Annotated in this window: 16 protein-coding genes and 3 tRNA genes; 6 read left to right on the top strand and 13 right to left on the bottom strand. The window is 47.4% G+C overall.

Going from position 1 to position 17,299, the window contains the following annotated elements; all coding sequences use genetic code 11:
• The 3 genes from Q5873_RS03970 to hcp form a co-directional block, all read right to left on the bottom strand.
• Entirely contained in the window at positions 1 to 192 is a 192-nt protein-coding gene (locus Q5873_RS03970; protein ID WP_303059361.1) for an ESPR domain-containing protein, read from the bottom strand.
• Between the two features lie 17 nt (positions 193 to 209).
• Positions 210 to 353: a hypothetical protein gene (locus Q5873_RS03975; RefSeq protein ID WP_303059362.1), complete on the bottom strand. Its 144-nt coding sequence runs from the start codon at positions 351 to 353 to the stop codon at positions 210 to 212.
• A gap of 807 nt (positions 354 to 1,160) precedes the next feature.
• Positions 1,161 to 2,732, bottom strand: a complete 1,572-nt coding sequence (gene hcp / locus Q5873_RS03980; RefSeq protein WP_276626166.1) for a hydroxylamine reductase — start codon at positions 2,730 to 2,732, stop codon at positions 1,161 to 1,163.
• A gap of 230 nt (positions 2,733 to 2,962) precedes the next feature.
• On the opposite strand from hcp, the gene Q5873_RS03985 reads away from it, so the two are divergent.
• The 6 genes from Q5873_RS03985 (at position 2,963) to Q5873_RS04010 (ending at position 9,890) form a co-directional block, all read left to right on the top strand.
• Positions 2,963 to 3,679, top strand: a complete 717-nt coding sequence (locus tag Q5873_RS03985) for a Crp/Fnr family transcriptional regulator (RefSeq protein WP_303059363.1) — start codon at positions 2,963 to 2,965, stop codon at positions 3,677 to 3,679.
• 222 nt (positions 3,680 to 3,901) lie between these two features.
• Positions 3,902 to 4,897: an HlyD family secretion protein gene (locus Q5873_RS03990; RefSeq protein ID WP_303059365.1), complete on the top strand. Its 996-nt coding sequence runs from the start codon at positions 3,902 to 3,904 to the stop codon at positions 4,895 to 4,897.
• Between the two features lie 83 nt (positions 4,898 to 4,980).
• A complete protein-coding gene (locus tag Q5873_RS03995; protein WP_288191114.1) occupies positions 4,981 to 6,780 on the top strand; it encodes an ATP-binding cassette domain-containing protein in 1,800 nt (599 codons plus the stop codon).
• Positions 6,777 to 7,946, top strand: coding sequence for an ABC transporter permease (locus tag Q5873_RS04000; RefSeq protein WP_288191113.1), 1,170 nt, complete (start codon positions 6,777 to 6,779; stop codon positions 7,944 to 7,946). Before Q5873_RS03995 ends, Q5873_RS04000 begins: the two co-directional genes overlap by 4 nt.
• A 57-nt stretch (positions 7,947 to 8,003) precedes the next feature.
• Complete coding sequence (locus tag Q5873_RS04005) at positions 8,004 to 9,119, top strand: ABC transporter permease (RefSeq protein WP_303059368.1); 1,116 nt, start codon at positions 8,004 to 8,006, stop codon at positions 9,117 to 9,119.
• Between the two features lie 18 nt (positions 9,120 to 9,137).
• Positions 9,138 to 9,890, top strand: coding sequence for a TetR/AcrR family transcriptional regulator (locus Q5873_RS04010; protein ID WP_303059370.1), 753 nt, complete (start codon positions 9,138 to 9,140; stop codon positions 9,888 to 9,890).
• 202 nt (positions 9,891 to 10,092) lie between these two features.
• Here Q5873_RS04010 and Q5873_RS04015 read toward each other — a convergent pair whose 3' ends face one another.
• The 10 genes from Q5873_RS04015 to Q5873_RS04060 all read right to left on the bottom strand — a co-directional run bounded on the left by Q5873_RS04015 (position 10,093) and on the right by Q5873_RS04060 (position 17,166).
• A complete protein-coding gene (locus Q5873_RS04015; RefSeq protein ID WP_303059372.1) occupies positions 10,093 to 11,781 on the bottom strand; it encodes an LPO_1073/Vpar_1526 family protein in 1,689 nt (562 codons plus the stop codon).
• Between the two features lie 269 nt (positions 11,782 to 12,050).
• Positions 12,051 to 12,126 (bottom strand) — tRNA-Val (locus Q5873_RS04020).
• 4 nt (positions 12,127 to 12,130) lie between these two features.
• Positions 12,131 to 12,205: transfer RNA gene (locus Q5873_RS04025), tRNA-Glu, on the bottom strand.
• A 4-nt stretch (positions 12,206 to 12,209) separates the two neighbouring features.
• A tRNA-Asn gene (locus Q5873_RS04030) sits at positions 12,210 to 12,285 on the bottom strand.
• A gap of 209 nt (positions 12,286 to 12,494) precedes the next feature.
• Positions 12,495 to 12,773 carry a GGDEF domain-containing protein gene (locus Q5873_RS04035; RefSeq protein WP_303059374.1) on the bottom strand — a complete coding sequence of 93 codons (279 nt, stop codon included), beginning with the start codon at positions 12,771 to 12,773 and terminating at the stop codon, positions 12,495 to 12,497.
• Positions 12,774 to 13,173: 400 nt separating this feature from the next.
• Positions 13,174 to 14,430 (bottom strand): Glu/Leu/Phe/Val family dehydrogenase, encoded by a 1,257-nt coding sequence (locus Q5873_RS04040; protein ID WP_303059376.1) that lies wholly within the window; start codon positions 14,428 to 14,430, stop codon positions 13,174 to 13,176.
• A 311-nt stretch (positions 14,431 to 14,741) separates the two neighbouring features.
• A complete protein-coding gene (locus Q5873_RS04045; protein ID WP_028254903.1) occupies positions 14,742 to 15,500 on the bottom strand; it encodes an exodeoxyribonuclease III in 759 nt (252 codons plus the stop codon).
• Between the two features lie 27 nt (positions 15,501 to 15,527).
• Positions 15,528 to 15,713: a hypothetical protein gene (locus Q5873_RS04050; RefSeq protein WP_028254904.1), complete on the bottom strand. Its 186-nt coding sequence runs from the start codon at positions 15,711 to 15,713 to the stop codon at positions 15,528 to 15,530.
• A 24-nt stretch (positions 15,714 to 15,737) separates the two neighbouring features.
• Positions 15,738 to 16,559 carry a sulfurtransferase gene (locus Q5873_RS04055; RefSeq protein ID WP_288760762.1) on the bottom strand — a complete coding sequence of 274 codons (822 nt, stop codon included), beginning with the start codon at positions 16,557 to 16,559 and terminating at the stop codon, positions 15,738 to 15,740.
• 49 nt (positions 16,560 to 16,608) lie between these two features.
• Complete coding sequence (locus tag Q5873_RS04060; protein WP_303059380.1) at positions 16,609 to 17,166, bottom strand: TIGR01440 family protein; 558 nt, start codon at positions 17,164 to 17,166, stop codon at positions 16,609 to 16,611.
• Between the last annotated feature and the right edge of the window lie 133 nt (positions 17,167 to 17,299).

The raw sequence follows: 17,299 nt of genomic DNA on the forward strand, positions 1-17,299 counted from the left end.
TCACAGGATGCCATCTTCATCGCGCTTATTAACACCACCCCTGACGCGCATCCACAGGCGGCGCAACCAGTTGGTATCACCGGCGGTAGCCACGGTAGTCTTGCACTTGCCACCGTGACTTTTTGCTAATTCCGATACTACTTCATATCTATGTTTATTCTTATTGTATATGACTTTATATATCTTATTCATCCTATTACCTCCCCCCATTAATTATATGCATTAACCAAGGATATCTCATTATAACTACTAATACTAGTATAACTCGCTTCACTCATAACTCTTGCATCATCAGCAAGACGGCAACGCACACCGTCCACATCAGACACTTGCGCGCCGCGTCGTACCTTCATAGTGTGTATTAACTCCATTTCACTGTCACCTATATTCTTCCTTACTAAATTACTTAATTTATACCTATGCACTATAGCGTTACTTAACGCCTTATACCTTATAACCATAAGATACCACCCACACCACGGCGAACCTACACAGCCCGCATATCCAGCAACAACCTTAACTTTCGACAAACTATCGCCTTGCCGATGCGTACAAACAACATCTAGCAATGCTGTCTCAAGTCAGGTATTTCATGTGTTATAACTCCAAACGTTTTCTCTCTTTATTGTACCTATAGATACACCTCTTTGTATATGTTTCTTTTTTGTATATGTTTCTTTGGTTTGCACCAATCAAATTTCAATCTTAGTATATCCCTCGACCCCTTTAATCATGCGAACTATACCCTACCATTTCAACGTACTATTTTATTATATATTAATCCTCTATGCAATATCAATAACGATTATTAAGATTGAGATTTATATTCTATAGGTTAACTTTTTCAAATCTCTTAACAAGATAGACTTACTGCTGTTTTTCTCGCTGACGATACACCTTGTTACGAAATATACATAACAACAAAACAGCCCATATATATCGGGAAACGCCATTCACTAGATCCGGCTTCAAAGCACTATCATAGGTATCTTTTTCCCAAAGAATGAGAAAAGCCCCGTACACGGGTTAAACAATGTCATTTCATAGATTTGACATGTCATACCTATATACGGAGCTTTTATTTATTGCTGAAGGTGTTGGCCAAGGAACCCCCTCCGGGGCCCCACACCGCCAGGCTCAACTACATCTATCGCTACCGATTAGTTAGCACCGAGGATAGCTTTCATATCAGCTTCCGGTGTAGTAATCGGGTGCAACTGGAATTTTTCAACAAGGATGTTGAGAACGTTGGAGGAGAAGAACTTCGGCAAGGTTGGTCCGATGTAAATGTTGCGGATACCTAATGCTAACAAGGTGAGGAGTACGCAAACAGCTTTCTGTTCGTACCAGGAAAGTACGAGGGTAAGCGGCAAGTCGTTAACATCGCAATCAAATGCTTTTGCCAAAGCTACGGCTACCTGGATAGCGGAGTAGGAGTCGTTACACTGACCCATGTCGAGCATACGCGGAATGCCGCCGATTTCGCCAAGGTCAAGGTCGTTGAAACGATATTTACCGCAAGCCAAGGTGAGGACTACCGTATCCTTCGGAGTCTGTTTTACGAATTCGGTGTAGTAGTTACGGCCTACCTTAGCACCGTCGCAACCGCCAACGAGGAAGAAGTGTTTAATAGCGCCGGCTTTAACAGCGTCGATAACTTTGTCGGCAATGCTAAGAACCGTACCATGACCGAAACCGGTCGTTACTTCGTGACCACCGTTAATACCGGTGAAGTGCTGTGCTTCTTTGTAGCCGCCGAGTTCGATAGCTTTTTCGATAACAGCGCTGAAATCTTTCGTGCCGTCTTCGTTAGCCGTTACGTGAGCTACATCCGGGAAGCCTACCATGTCCGTAGTGAATACGTTGCTCTTGTAGGAAGCTCTTGGCGGCATCAAGCAGTTCGTCGTGAAGAGGAATGCGCCCGGTACGTTATCGAATTCGTTCTGCTGGTTCTGCCATGCAGTACCGAAGTTGCCTTTTAAGTGGGAATATTTTTTAAGTTCCGGATATGCGTGGCACGGTAACATTTCGCCGTGAGTGTAGATGTCTACGCCTTTGCCTTCGGACTGTTCGAGTAACATTTTAAGATCGTGCAAGTCGTGACCGGTTACTACGATGAACGGGCCGGGCTGTACGGTGAGGGATACCTTAGTCGGTTCCGGCGTACCATAGCTTTCCGTATTGGCTTTGTCAAGAAGAGCCATGCATTTGAGGTTGACTTCGCCGAATTCCATGAGAAGACCAAGCCATTCTTCTGCGCTGTGATCCTTAGCGAATTCAACGAGACCTTTTACGAACCAAGCGTCAACGTCCGGATCGTTGTAGGAAAGAACCGCTGCATGCCATGCATAAGCGGCCATACCGCGCATGCCGAGAAGCAAGGTGGAACGCAAGGAAATGATGTCTTCGTCGCCAACCCAAAGTGCTTCCCAATCGAAATCAGCCGCACTCGGATCGATAGCATTGCGAGCCGCTTCTACGCGATTGATGAATTCCTGTACGCGTTCTTCGTCAAAGTTAACGTTCGTTACGCACATGAACAGGCCTTGCTTTAATAATGCATATTCGGCTGCTGTGGCACCTTTCGCATCACAAGCGCGTGCCAAACCGATCAAAGCCGCTGTCAATTCATCCTGCTTGTTAGCTACCGGTGCCGTTTTACCGCATACACCCTGAACCTTACAACCGCCCGGATTTGCCGACTGTTCACACTGGAAACAGAACATACTCATGAGAAACCTCCTTCTTCGGGACTCTCCCGAAACACTGTATATGAATTACAATTTACATAACTGCCACATCTTGGGTTTTCGTAACTTCGTCGTTTGTGACTGTGCTTAAAGTATATTATAATGGTGGTATAAAATCTGTATCCGGGGCAACACTTTTACAGCCAACATAGAGTTTTTTTGATATACTTATACATATAATCATCCGTTATTACTTAATAGGAGGTATGCGCATGACCACAGCTGTCACTGAACTACTCATTCAAAAATATATGCCTATCCTGCGCGAATCACCGTTGTTTCGCCAGCTTAGCGACGAAGAGCTGCATTTATTTCTGAACAACACCTCCTTATATATAGAGTCATATAAAAAGCAAAGCTTCATCGCCCTTACCGGCGAACCCATGGAGGGCATCGGCATCTTGCTCAGCGGTCACGCTCACTTGACGCGGGAAAACGTCATGGGCCAACGCACGATTATGACCGAATTGCGCCCGTCGGATATGTTCGGCGAAGCCTTGCTCTTTACGGACAAGCCTAACTGGCCGGCCACCATTCAAACCACCAAGGCCAGTGAAGTATTGTTTCTTCCCCTCAAAGCTTTCACCGGATCCTTTAAGGGTTGTGAAAGCTGTCAGCTGCAAATCGTCACCAACTTGTTGCACGACATGTCGGAGAAAGCCTTGCAACTGACACGGAAGGTGCACTATCTCAGTCTTAAAGGGATGCGCGAAAAAATCTTCGCCTACTTTATGGATATTTACAACAAGCAACACAGCACCACCTTACAATTACCTCACAATCGTCAAGAAATGGCGGATGTCCTCAATGTATCGCGCACCGCACTGAGTCGTGAGTTGGGGCGATTGCAGGATGAAGGCATCATTCGCCTGGACGGCAAAACGGTGTCGCTGCTCAATCTGGATGATATTGCGGAGTTTGGTTTTTAACAAACTCGTTTTGCAGTTAACATGTATCAAACTCGATTTGTGATTGTCATGTTACAGAAATCGTAATAGCATCAACATATATTTGATTTCTTATAGGCCCGTTGTTACGGGCTTCTCTTTTTTTCTTCAATTTGTAATTCAAATTTGAATTTGATATAATGAACGTACAAAGTATGCGGCGAGTCTGTTCTCGCCCTGTTCCGCAATAAGGAGGTCATATTCGTGATTACCTATGTACGCACTCACAAAGTGCCAACGCTTATCGGCGTCGTTATTCTCGCCATTATAGTGGGCATTCTCTACTATGTGTGGCGACCGACCACAGGCCCGCTCACCTTGTACGGCAATGTGGATCAACGGCAAGTATCGCTAAGCTTTAATGCCAGCGAACGTATTGCTTCCATGAATGTAGAGGAAGGTGCCCGCGTCAAGAAGGGCGATGTCTTGGCACAACTCGCCACCGAACCGTTGCAATTATCCATTGCTCAAACCAAGGCACAAATTGCTCAGCAGGAAGCTATCGTAACGAAGCTGCACAACGGATCCCGCCCGGAAGAAATTAATGAAGCCGCCGCTACGGTATCCAATGCTACCGCCACCGCAGAAAATGCCCGCGTCACTTACGAACGGTTGCGCCAACTTCGCGAAAGCGGTGCCATCAGTCAGCAGGAATTGGATAATGCCGAGGCGCGTTACAATGAAGCGGTCGCTAATGTAAACCGCACCGAAGCGTCACACCAGTTAGCCGTAGCCGGACCACGCAGCGAAGATATTGCTGCGGCAGAAGCACAGCTTGCCGCACTGAAGGAACAATTAAAGATGGCGGAATACAAACTGAGTCAAGCTACCCTGATTGCTCCGGAAGCCGGTACCATCCGCAATCGTCTCATGCAACCCGGCGACATGGCCGCACCGAACAAGCCCGTGTACTTACTCAGCCTAGATACGACTAAATGGGTACGCGCGTACGTAAACGAAAAAGATTTGGGTCGCATTTACGAAGGCATGCCAGCCACCGTCACCATCGACAGCTTGCCCGGTCAAACCTTATCCGGCACGGTTGGATTTATTTCCGGCACCGCCGAATTTACGCCAAAGCAGGTGCAAACCACAGAGCTTCGCACGGATTTGGTATACGAAGTACGCATCAATGTAGAGGATCCCAACAATGTGCTGCGCCTGGGCATGCCGGCCACTGTTACTTTCGATAATAAATAACAGACTTCATATGCACAGCACCACTTCGTTCCCATTACAGGTCACTGCTCTTCCATTGAAATATTTCTGGTAAGGAGGCCCTTATGTCAGTCAGTGAAATCATACCGCTCGTCACGGTAGAAGAACTTCATAAATGCTTTCCCCATCCGGTAACAGGCGACACCATTGTTGCGTTAGATGCGCTAAGCATTACTGTCGCTCCCGGCGAATTGGTTGCCCTCATCGGGCCGGACGGAGCCGGTAAGACAACGTGCATGCGCATTCTTTGCGGTCTCCTTCGCGCCGACGGTGGCTCTGCCGTTATCGATGGCATTGATGTGTCCGTCGATCCGCAAGCCGTACAAAATCGCGTCGGCTACATGCCGCAGAAATTCGGTTTATACGAAGATTTATCCGTACAAGAAAATCTAAATCTATATGCGGACCTGCATGCGTTGCCTAAGGATGTAAGGGAGCAGCGCTTCCAACGACTTCTTGCCATGACGGGACTGGCTCCGTTTACGAAACGTCCTGCCGGTAAACTATCCGGCGGGATGAAGCAAAAGCTAGGCTTGGCCTGCACATTATTAAGCGCACCAAAGCTGATTATTCTCGATGAACCGACGGTTGGCGTGGATCCGTTATCGCGTCGTGAGCTGTGGGATATTCTGCAACAGCTGGCACACGACGATAATCTTTCCATTCTCGTCAGCACTGCCTATATGGATGAAGCCTCGCTTTGTCACAAGGTATATATTCTTCACGAAGGAAAGCTTCTCGCCCAAGGATCCCCAAAGGCGATTACTAAAAAAGCCGACGGCGCTTGTTATCTCGTAACACCACCGCCCCATGTGCCAGCCCGCTTATTGCAGGCGGCCCTCATCGACGATACGCCGCACGTTATTGACGCAGTTCCTCAAGGTGGAGCTGTGCGTTTTATCAGCCGTACCTCCGATGTAAACCATTTGGCAGTGTATGCCCACTTCCCCGATTTAGTGCCGCAAGCCACGCCGCCCACATTGGAGGATGCGTTCATGATGATACTAAAAGAGCACAGTCAGCCGCAAGCGGAAGCATCCCATTTTGTCATCGATTATACTTCGACGGCTTCCTCCGAGGAGGCCCCGGCCGATGTAGAAGTAAAGGATGTAATGCGTAAGTTCGGTGATTTCATTGCTGTCAATCACGTATCCTTTTCTGTTCATCGCGGTGAAATTTTCGGACTGCTGGGACCGAACGGAGCCGGTAAGTCTACCACCTTCCGCATGCTATGCGGGCTTCTGCCGGCCAGCTCCGGTGCACTGTCCGTTCTCGGCTACGATTTGCGGCGTGCCCGTGCCAAGGCCCGTGCCGGACTTGGTTATGTGGCGCAAAAATTTTCCTTGTACAGTACCTTGACGGTAGAAGAAAATTTGGAATTCTTTGCCGGGGCCTATGGTTTATCGCCGCATGCAGCTAAGGAACGCATTGAAGAAATTCTTCATCAGTTTGATCTTGATACCCATCGCTATGAACCGGCCGGCGAACTGCCCGGCGGTTATAAGCAGCGTCTCTCCATGGCCGCCGCTTTGTTACACAAACCGGGCCTTCTTTTTCTCGATGAACCGACCAGTGGTATCGATCCCTTGGCACGCCGCATCTTTTGGCGTCAAATTACGGCGCTGGCCGCAGCCGGTACTACGGTAATCATTACCACCCATTTCATGGAGGAAGCGGAATATTGCGACCGCATCCTCATCCAGGACCGCGGCTGCATGGTAGCCTTAGGTACACCGGCAGAAATTCGCCGACGCGCCGGCAACCCTTCATCCATGAACGAAGCATTCATCAACATCGTGGAACAAAAACGAAACCATGCGGCCACTGATACGGCAATACCACCGAAAGGAGGTTCTTCTTCATGAGCGTTCGTCGCCTACGAGCTTTAATTTATAAAGAATGCTTGCAGCTTACCCGTGACCCCAGTAGCTTTTTCATCGGTCTCGTCATTCCGGCGCTGTTGATTTTCCTCATCGGCTTCGGTATGTCTATGGATGTGACGCACATTCCTACTGCCGTAGTGCTGGAGGACAGTTCGCCTACGGCGCGCTCGGTTGTCAGCTTCATGAATGAATCTCCGTATTTTTCACCACGCTATGTTACCTCCATGCAGGAAGCTAAGCAGCTAATGGATGAACGACGGGCGGAAGCCATCCTTCGCATTCCCGGCGATTTCTCCGCTCGGCTCAGCGAGGGACGCGGCAAAGTGCAGCTCATTACCTACGGCGTAGATACTACGATTGCCAACGCCACTACTACGTATGTGCAAAACGGCATCGCCCGTTGGCAACAAGCCTATCTGTCGGGCACAGCCATTAACGGAGCACCGGCCATAGCCGGTACACCTTCGTCAACAACGCTTGCCGCATCATCCATCGCTCCGGGTTCTGTTACTGTCGACTCTCGTCAATGGTTTAACGATGCCAACACCAGTACGTGGATGTTTATTCCCGGGTTGATTGTCATCGTTATGACCTTGGTCGGCGTATTTCTAACGGCCCTTGTCATGGCGCGCGAATGGGAACGGGGCACCTTGGAGTCCCTTTTCGTAACACCCATGCATGCAGCGGAAATTGTATTTGCCAAAATTATTCCGTATTTTGGTGTAGCCATGATTGGCTTTTTCATTTGTCTGTTATCGGCTCGTTACGTATACGAAGTTCCCATCGAAGGATCTATCATCCTTATCCTTTTCGCCTCCGTAGAATACGTACTTGTTGCCATCGGTATGGGGCTGACTATTTCTTCGGTGCTAAAGAATCAATTTCTTTCTTGCCAGTTGGCTTTGTTGGTCAGTCTATTGCCTACCATTATGCTTAGCGGCTTCATCTTTGACTTGCGCAGCGTGCCTACGGCGGTAAATGTCATCAGCCATCTCATGCCGGCTACGTACTATATGGATTTACTGAAATCCCTGTTCCTCGCCGGTAACAATCCAGTCATCATTTACAAAAACTGTGCTATCCTTGCCGGCTATGCGGTTCTCTTTATCGGCTTATCATTGCTGGTAACGCGCAAGCGGTTGGATTAACTCTATTAACATATTTTTAATGTAATCATACCTTATTCTACGAAAGAGGCCACACTTATGACGTCATTATCGACTACGTTTTACAAATTATTGTGCGTCATTCGCAAGGAACTCTTGGTGACGCTGAAGGATCCTAAAATCCGTTTCATTCTCCTCCTGCCCGTTATCGTACAGGGCATGCTGTTCGGCTACACGGCCAGTTTTAACCTAGACCGAGTTCCTTACGCACTATTAGACCAAAGCCACAGCAGCTATTCAGCGGATTTCATCGCTCGCCTGGAAGGCTCCGGCATTTTTCAGCGCGTCTACACATTGAGCTCTACCGCGCAAATCGCCTCGGCCATCGACTCCGGTGATGTCATTGCCGTCGTAACGGTAAACCAGGACTTTGCCAATCAGATTACCGCCGGTACGACCGCGCCGGTACAGGTCATTACCGACGGGCGCGACCCAACCACCTCGGGCATTGCCGCCGGATATATTTCGTCTATAGCCTCTGCGTATTCCACGGAGCTTCGCGGTACTCCGCCGGCTGTGGAAGTCGTCAACCGCACGTGGTACAATCCCAATCTGATTACCCGTTGGATGTTTCTTCCTTCATTAATTCCTATGCTGGCTCTAACGCAGGTTATGATGCTGGCCGGTTTATCGGTAGCCCGCGAACGCGAGCAGGGTACCTTTGATCAGCTGTTGGTTACGCCGCTGCAGCCCTATGAAATTCTTATTGCCAAGGCGATTCCGCCGATGATCATCGGCACCATCCAAGCTACCTTAGTATTGCTGCTAACCATTTTCTGGTTCGGCATTACGCCGGTAGGCTCTATCGGCACACTGTATTTAACTATTTTTATCTTCCTGCTCAGCTCTGTCGGTGTTGGCCTTTCCATATCCGCCATTTCTGATTCCATGCAGCAAATCATGGTGTATTGCTTTGTCATCCTGCTCCCTATGCTACTATTATCCGGTTTGTCCACGCCAATTCAGAATATGCCGGACATATTACAGTACGCTACCTATATCAATCCTATGCGCTTTGCCGTTGAGTCGGTACGCCGCATTTATCTGGAAGGGGCCGGCCTTAATTTAATTGCCATCAACTATGTTCCTATGTTGATCGTCGCATCTATTACCTTGCCCTTGGCGGCTACGCTGTTCCGTAAAAAATTATCGTAAAACTGTATTGAGGTGTCCATGAATATAAACGAAACACAATTACAAACAAGTATCCCTCCGGAAGCCGACAATGCATCGGTACAAAAAAAACGCGCCTCCAACGGACAAGCGCGAATGCCAAAGACGCCAGCGGTCAACGGTCGTGAAGACGGACAAGCTACCAAAGCACGCATCATCGATCACGCCGGTCGTCTCTTCGCTATACAAGGCTACGATAAAACGACCAGCAAGGAAATCTGCACGGCTGCTCAGGTTAACAGTGCTGCCGTTAATTACCATTTTGGCAGTCGCGAAGCATTATACGAAGCCGTCCTCGGTGAGGTGCAGCATTATTTGATGGATTTGGCTATCCTTCGAGATATTGCGGATAGTGACGCTCCGCCGGATAAACGTCTGTTATCCATTGTAGATTTTTTTCTCGCGCAAGCGCTCAGCGACAGCGACTGGCACATCAAGCTTTGGATTCGCGAAGTCTTGTCGCCGTCACCGATGATGCATCGCGTCATCACTTCGTCGGCGCTGCCAAAGTTTTCTCTCATCGGCAGCTTACTCAGCGATTACCTGGGCTATGATATGGCGGATCCGCGATTGTACGGCTGTTATATCAGCTTGCTGTCGCCGTTTGCGCTGACTGCCATCATGCAACATTCACCGCTATTGGCCCATGCTCCCATCTCTATGAGCCGCGATACGTATACAACCATGCTGCGCAATAATTTCATTTGCCAGCTTAACGCATTTAAACAAAGAGCCGACGAGGAACAATCATAAAGTAACCCCCCTATACCACACCGGACCATGCAACATAAAATAAAACAAAAAAACTCCCTCAAAATAAGACATAAAAAAACTCCCTCCAGTTACGAAGGAGCGCAAACTGATGTAAGCGTTCATCGTAAACCGGAGGGAGTATTTTATTAGTATAGCCGCAACATGTATTACCTCCACAGCATCTATCACAATCACAGCATGATTACAACCATGGCGACAAATCGAATTCTTCGCCGATAGTTACTTTCACATGAGCTCGTCCCAAGTACAAGCCCAAGAGGGTCAATGTCATTTTGGAAATCGGCGTGGTGTCGTATACTTCGGCAAGGTTTACCAATACCGGCGAAATGCGTTCCATAATTTCCAAACTTTCCCGTCCCGTAAAAGCTGTCGGCTTGCTCTTGGCCAATGCCAACAGACGCTGCTGAATGTCACCGTCACTGATATGTGCCAAGCGGAAGAAGCGCTGTGCCAAACCTTCATCTACTAAGGTGAGTTTGTACATAGAAGAATTAATGCTGCGCGCAATAAAGCGTTCGTCCAAGCGTTCACCGTCCAATGCCATGCTCAGCTCATCCCGAGTAAAGCCGCGGTATTTAAAAATCAGCGGATACGAATTACTGAAGATAGCTGCGAGGCTAACCCGATCGGTAGCCTGTGCGCTACAGTGCAAGTATTCCAGCTGACGATGCATGGATTCGTCCCGCGGTACATCCGACACAAAGGGCTCGATATATTTTTCCACATAGTGGCGCAGGTTATCCATGCTATAGTTATTGGAGTTACGGGAGTACTGTAATAAAAGTGCCAAGGCCATAACCTGGAAATGACCTAAGTGAAGATGCGGTAAAATGCGAAGCGCATCAAAGGCCAACAAGTAAAGCGTGCTTGATTTCGGTTGCTGCACTACATCGCCGAAGGCTTCGATGGCTGTTTCGTACATCCACGGTGTAGGCGTTGCCACATAGGCTTTTTGCATACACATCAACGCTTCCTGTACGACAATATTTTCCAGAAGAGCCTTTACTTCTGCTTCACCGGTAATTCCCAAGCGCTGCAAGGCATCGGCGGTAATGGCGCGAACACCTTCTTTAGCAGAGTCACCAAGCATCCCGAAGGATTGCATAAAGTGATGCACCGCCCAGTCCACCGCATCACCGGCAGCCGGTACATCGCCATGAGAGGCAGTTCGTTTTGCTGCCGGAGTCGTTTCTGCCGTAACTACCGGCAAGATACGCGTCGCATCGTCAGCCACTTCCGAAGCTTCCATGGTCCGCACATTAATCGGCGCAATAGGTCGCGTCATATCCGTATCGGCCGGAGCTGTCGGCTTTTGTGTATGTGTCGCACCGTCTGTGTCTGCCAGGTGACGTGCCAATTCTTCCCGCGAACCGATAACTACAGTAGCATCCGTATTTACGGAGGAATTCGGCACTGTCTGTTCTGCGGCCCTATGACCCTTCACCGTATGACGGCGAGCCTGTGCGTCTGCTTCATCGCGCTTTGCCTTACTATGCTTGCGGCGCCATTCCCGTTCTTCTACCTTGGCAGCCGCCTGTTCACTGTGATGACGTGCATGCGTATCTCGGTGCGATGCCGGCATAATCTGCGTGGCTTCCATAGCTTCCTGCGTCGGTGCCTCGGCGTTGGTTTTCGCTGCTTCGCCGTTACGACGAGTCGCCGTATCCTCTACAGTTACATTGCGCGTACGATATTGTGTACCGCCGTGCTCCGCTCGTTTTCGTTCGTAATAATCCGCATTCGCCACCGTCTCGCGAGCAGCAGGCCGTTTTGCTGTCGGCTCATCCTTATCACGGAATACTAAGTAACATACAAAGAAAAAAACAATCACTACAGCCAATACTACTAAATATGGTATATAGGCAGTCATGAAGTAACCCTCCTACCTGATTCTCAATCTATGATGAAAGCGTTATATTCTACCTGCTATGTTAGCACATATACCCCATATCGCCAATGGGGAGTTAGCGTATTCAACAAAAATCTCACAGAATACATCTGTCATAGTATACTCTCCTATCAATCTAAGCATGACTCGCTGTAGGGCTACCAACGGTTACCTATCCATGCCATGCGATGTTTCTGTGAGAAGGTATAAAAAAAACGAGCCATCTTCCGAAGAAAATGGCTCGCTTGGTTTGGTGGACGATGACAGGATCGAACTGCCGACATCCTGCTTGTAAGGCAGGCGCTCTCCCAGCTGAGCTAATCGTCCATGCTGGTGACCCGTGGGGGAATCGAACCCCCGATACCGCCGTGAAAGGGCGGTGTCTTAACCGCTTGACCAACGGGCCACAATGGCTCCCCGAGTAGGACTCGAACCTACGACCGATCGGTTAACAGCCGATTGCTCTACCGACTGAGCTATCGAGGAATGGTACGTCAATTATTATATGATACTGCGCTGATAAATGCAAGCCCTTTTTTATAAATTACTTTATATTTTTTTACTTCTTCTAACAAAATGCTTCTCGGCCCGCTTTTAGCGGCGCATACGACGCTCGGTTTAATTGTTCCGGACTTACGGTCGTATGCGCGGTATCCTTATTGAGCACCTATATGTATCCTATATCAATGGCAAGCTTACCGACTGGCATACCGATTCTTACCGGAATTTTTAGCATGGTATGCTCGTTCATCGGCTATGCGAAGCAGCGTCCCGTACGTACGACCGTCATGCGGTGCAATGGCAACGCCGATGCGGCCGATGTAATAAATTTCTCCATCCAGTTCGTGACGCATGATACCTACCGCTCGGCGCAATGCTTCGTCACCGGCTTGATGACCGAAGATATCGTTAACCTGTTTAAAATTATCCAGATCCAAAAAGAGTAACGCTCCGCAATCATTATTGTGTTCCAATTCTTGAGAAATGCGTTCCCAACAAAGGCACCAACAAGCCCATATAAAAAGATGCCACCATAAACGGTTCTTTGCGCCACATAAAGGCGCTCACAATCATAGACTCTCTCAGCCACGATCGCTTCCACCGCATTTACTGTTTTAAATCATCTATCAATGGTAATTCTTCTGTATATCATTAGCATCCATGCCAAAAATAAAGGAGCCACATTCTATCGTCGTTGTTACGCAATCTACACGTTTTTGTCGACGATACCTGTCGCTCCTTTATCAGACTATAGCAGCCCCACAGCCCTAGCCAGCCCGTTATCGCTATATGCTATTCTACTCCGCTATGGTGCAGTGCTAACTACATATACAAATCAAATTATATATGCACGATTCACGCACTTATCAAACATCAACCGTTAAAGCCACGTAACTTACTAGCTGCTACCAAACGTTTTAACGCTACCATATACGCAGCTAAGCGCGGATATACCTTGTACTCCTGTTGCATAGCCCATACTTCTTCAAAGCTACGCTTCATATTTTTTTCCAAACGATCATTAACTTCTTCTTCCGTCCAATACAAGCCTTCTTTATTTTGTACCCATTCGTAATAAGAAGTAACAACGCCACCACCATTAGTCAATACATCCGGCAAGATGTCTACGCCTTTATCATAGAAATACAAATCTGCTTCATTCGTCGTAGGTCCGTTAGCCCCTTCCAAAAGAAGTTTTGCTTTAACATCTTTCATGTTATCGCCGTTAATCTGATTTTCCAAGGCAGCTAAGTATAATACATCAACATCCAATAAAAGCAGTTCTTTATTGTCGATAACCGTCATGCCCGGTTCTTCATAGCCTTCCAAAGATCGACCGTGCGTGTTAGCATATTCATACGCTTTTTCTACATCGATGCCGTTTGCATTGTAGATGGATCCGTGAACATCACCGATAGCTACAATCTTGCAACCTTCGCGATGCATGAGAAGTGCACCTACACTGCCTACGTTACCAAAGCCCTGAACGGCAATCGTCACATCAGACATCTTTTTGCCCTTCTTTTCCAAATAGCTTTTCAATGTAAACATACAACCACGACCAGTAGCTTCGTTACGTCCCAAAGAACCGCCTACTTCCAGTGGTTTACCGGTTACAACACCGGGTGACCAAACACCTTTCAGAGTACTGAATTCATCTACAATCCACGCCATAATTTGAGGATTGGTATTCACATCCGGTGCCGGTACATCCGTATCTACGCCAATAATCGGAGCTATCTTACGTACAAAACCGCGCGTCAACCGTTCCAGTTCACGTTTACTTAATTTTTTCGGATCTACTTTGATACCGCCCTTACCTCCGCCGTACGGTAAGTGAGCGATGGAATTCTTTATTGTCATCCAAGCAGCCAATGCACGTACTTCGTTTTCATCCGCATCGGGATGGAAACGAATACCCCCTTTAGCTGCCCCCATAATTGTACTGTGTTGTGTACGATAACCATTGAATACTTCAATGTGGCCGTCATCCATTTGTACCGGAATCGATACGCTCAGTTCACGTTCCGGATGGCGAATCACTTCATAATCATTACGCGTTAAGCCCAATTTCTGAGCTGCTTCGTCAAGTGTATTCAACATATTTTCATAAGGATTGTACTTTGCCATAGTCGTATCACCTCATATAGAATAACAGGTTTGCAAAACCAACCGTCTTGCTCATCTTCACTATACCACAGGGATAATTAAAAATATATCTCAATTTTCTATTTACGCATAATACAATGATTAAAAGTTATATCTAAACAATTAGATAATAACTAAAACGACCGGGGCTGTCATAGACCCGGTCGTTAGATTTCAAACTATACCATGAGAAATCAATATAGGCAAATCATTTGGTTTTATACACTTCTATAGACTATATATTAATTAATCATCTATTGGGACTCCTTATGCCCCATAAAAATAAACTATTTTTAATCAATGGCAATATCGAGCTCTACCGGGCAATGATCGCTACCAAAAATTTGCGGATGAATCTTTGCTTCTGTAATACTATTATCCAAACGTTTGGAAGTAATAAAGTAATCAATTCTCCACCCTACATTTCTATCGCGCGCTTTTCCCATATAGGACCACCAACTATACGCATCGGTTACATCCGGATATAAATGACGGAAGGTATCCGTAAAACCTGCTGCCAATAGTTCTGTCATTTTAGATCGCTCTTCATCGGTAAAGCCTGCATTTTTGTGATTGGTCTTCGGATTTTTCAAATCGATTTCTTCATGTGCTACATTGAGGTCACCGCAAAGAATCACCGGCTTTTTCGCATCCAGCTCCAGCAAATAATTACGGAATGCATCTTCCCATGTCATTCGATACGCAAGTCGTGCCAATCCTCGCTGACTGTTCGGCGTGTAGCAGGTCACCACATAGCAATGCTCATACTCCGCCGTAATAACGCGTCCTTCCTGGTCGTGTTCTTCAATGCCGATACCATAGGTAACACTGATTGGCTCCGTTTTAGTAAAAAGTGCCGTACCGCTGTACCCCTTCTTCACCGCACTGTTCCAATACTGGTGATAACCAGGCAATTCCAATTCAATCTGGTGGGGCTGTAGTTTGGTTTCCTGCAAACAAAATACATCCGCATCAAGTTCGTTAAAGCTATCCATGAAGCCTTTCGTCACTGCTGCCCGCAGGCCGTTTACATTCCAAGAAATAAGTTTCATACATTCCTCCTCACACAATACGTACCATCATTTTGTATCACGCCGTTTCCGCGCCTCTTCGGCCCGGCGCCTACGGCGGTGCGCGTCAAGATATAAACTGGCCGCTAAAAGAATCAATGCCGCCACATTCACCACCGTAAAACCAAAGCTATACATATGATACAGAATATACGCAAACACAATAACATACAATAATTTATATAAGGTTTGCAAACGAAACCCTCCTATACATTAGTTTTAATCATCCATCGTTTCCGTGCCCGTAGCAATCACCGCATTCTCATAGCTAGTCCAGTCACTAAAGCTACCAAGGTACAATGCTACGGGAATATTTAATTCATCCACGGCTAGCATTTCGATGGGTGCCGTAATACCGGAGCCACAATACAACACGGTTTTCTTGGTTGAGTTAAGAAGCGGCTTGAATATTTCCCTCAACTCCGCCTCCGGCTTTAAGCCATCCGCTGTATAAGGTAATTCATAATAAATATTAATCGCTGTCGGTATATGGCCGGCTACAGGATCTAGCGGTTCCACTTCACCGCGATAGCGTTCGGGTGCACGCACATCTACAAGAATCTTTTCCTGCGATGCGGTAAGAGCCACCACTTCATCATGACTAACAAGCCAATTCTCACGCCACTGCGGCACAAAAGACGACGGAGCTGGATTAGGTGTCACTGCCTGTGTCAACGGATACCCTTCCCGTTGCCAACGGCCAATGCCACCGGCCAGTACTTTTACATTTTCAATCCCGGCATAGCGTAACATCCACCACAGTCGGCCCACACCGGTCATCCAATCATCATAAATAACTACTGTGGATGTAATCGTAAGTCCCAATCGCCGCAGCGTTTCTGCAAAATTATCCTTCGTCGGTAACGGATGACGGCCACCGTGCGCTTCCACAGGTTTTGTCAAATCCCGTTCTACGTCGAGAGCTAAGGCTCCTTCGATGTGACCGGCCTCGTAAGGCCCCTTACCGCGTACGTCAATAATCACAAGGTTCCCCTGTGCTTGTAATGTATGTAACTCCTTTGGTGTAATAAAATTTTTCATACATCTCAACTCCTTCTTCACAACATAATTGAATCCGCACGTCATCAAATTACATCAATGCTTCATCATACACAGCCCTCGGTCCACCGATATATTTCGGGCGCACCCGAGCCGCCGTCAAATGAGCTTCACCGATTGCCTTCACTGCTAACCGCACCGGCACGGCTACATGTTTTAAATGCATACCGATAAACGTGTCACCAATATCAAGACCTGCATCGGCCTTGATATATTCCACAACCACCGGATCTGTCATTCGACCGAAAGCCGTCGTTGCCATAGCACCGCCTGCATGTAGCTGCGGTACAGCATTACAAATATATAAATCATTGCACTCCGCCACAGAACGCTCTGTTACTATGGCTCTGTTTAAATGTTCGCAGCACTGAAAAGCCAAGGCAAAGCCTTTTTCTTTAGCCACCGCAGCCAATGCTTCGTAAATGGCCACGCCAATATCCGGTCCCGATGCAGTACCGATTTTCTTACCCTGCACTTCGCTGGTAGAACAGCCAATAATCATAATTTGACCTTCCTTCAGTTTGGCTTTATCCGCTAACTCCGTTGCTGCTTGCGTTATTTCTGCTTTAATTTGTGCCAACCCTTCCATGAATAGTCCCTCTTTTCTTTGCTATGTATTGCCATATCTATTGCACCGTTGCTTAAACCATGTGTAAGCTCTTTATTCAAACTAACTATTAAATGTTTTAACAAATAATTCACCGGTTTCTCCGAACCGTCTT

Source organism: Veillonella magna, assembly GCF_959600285.1.
Lineage (GTDB): Bacteria > Bacillota > Negativicutes > Veillonellales > Veillonellaceae > Veillonella_A > Veillonella_A magna.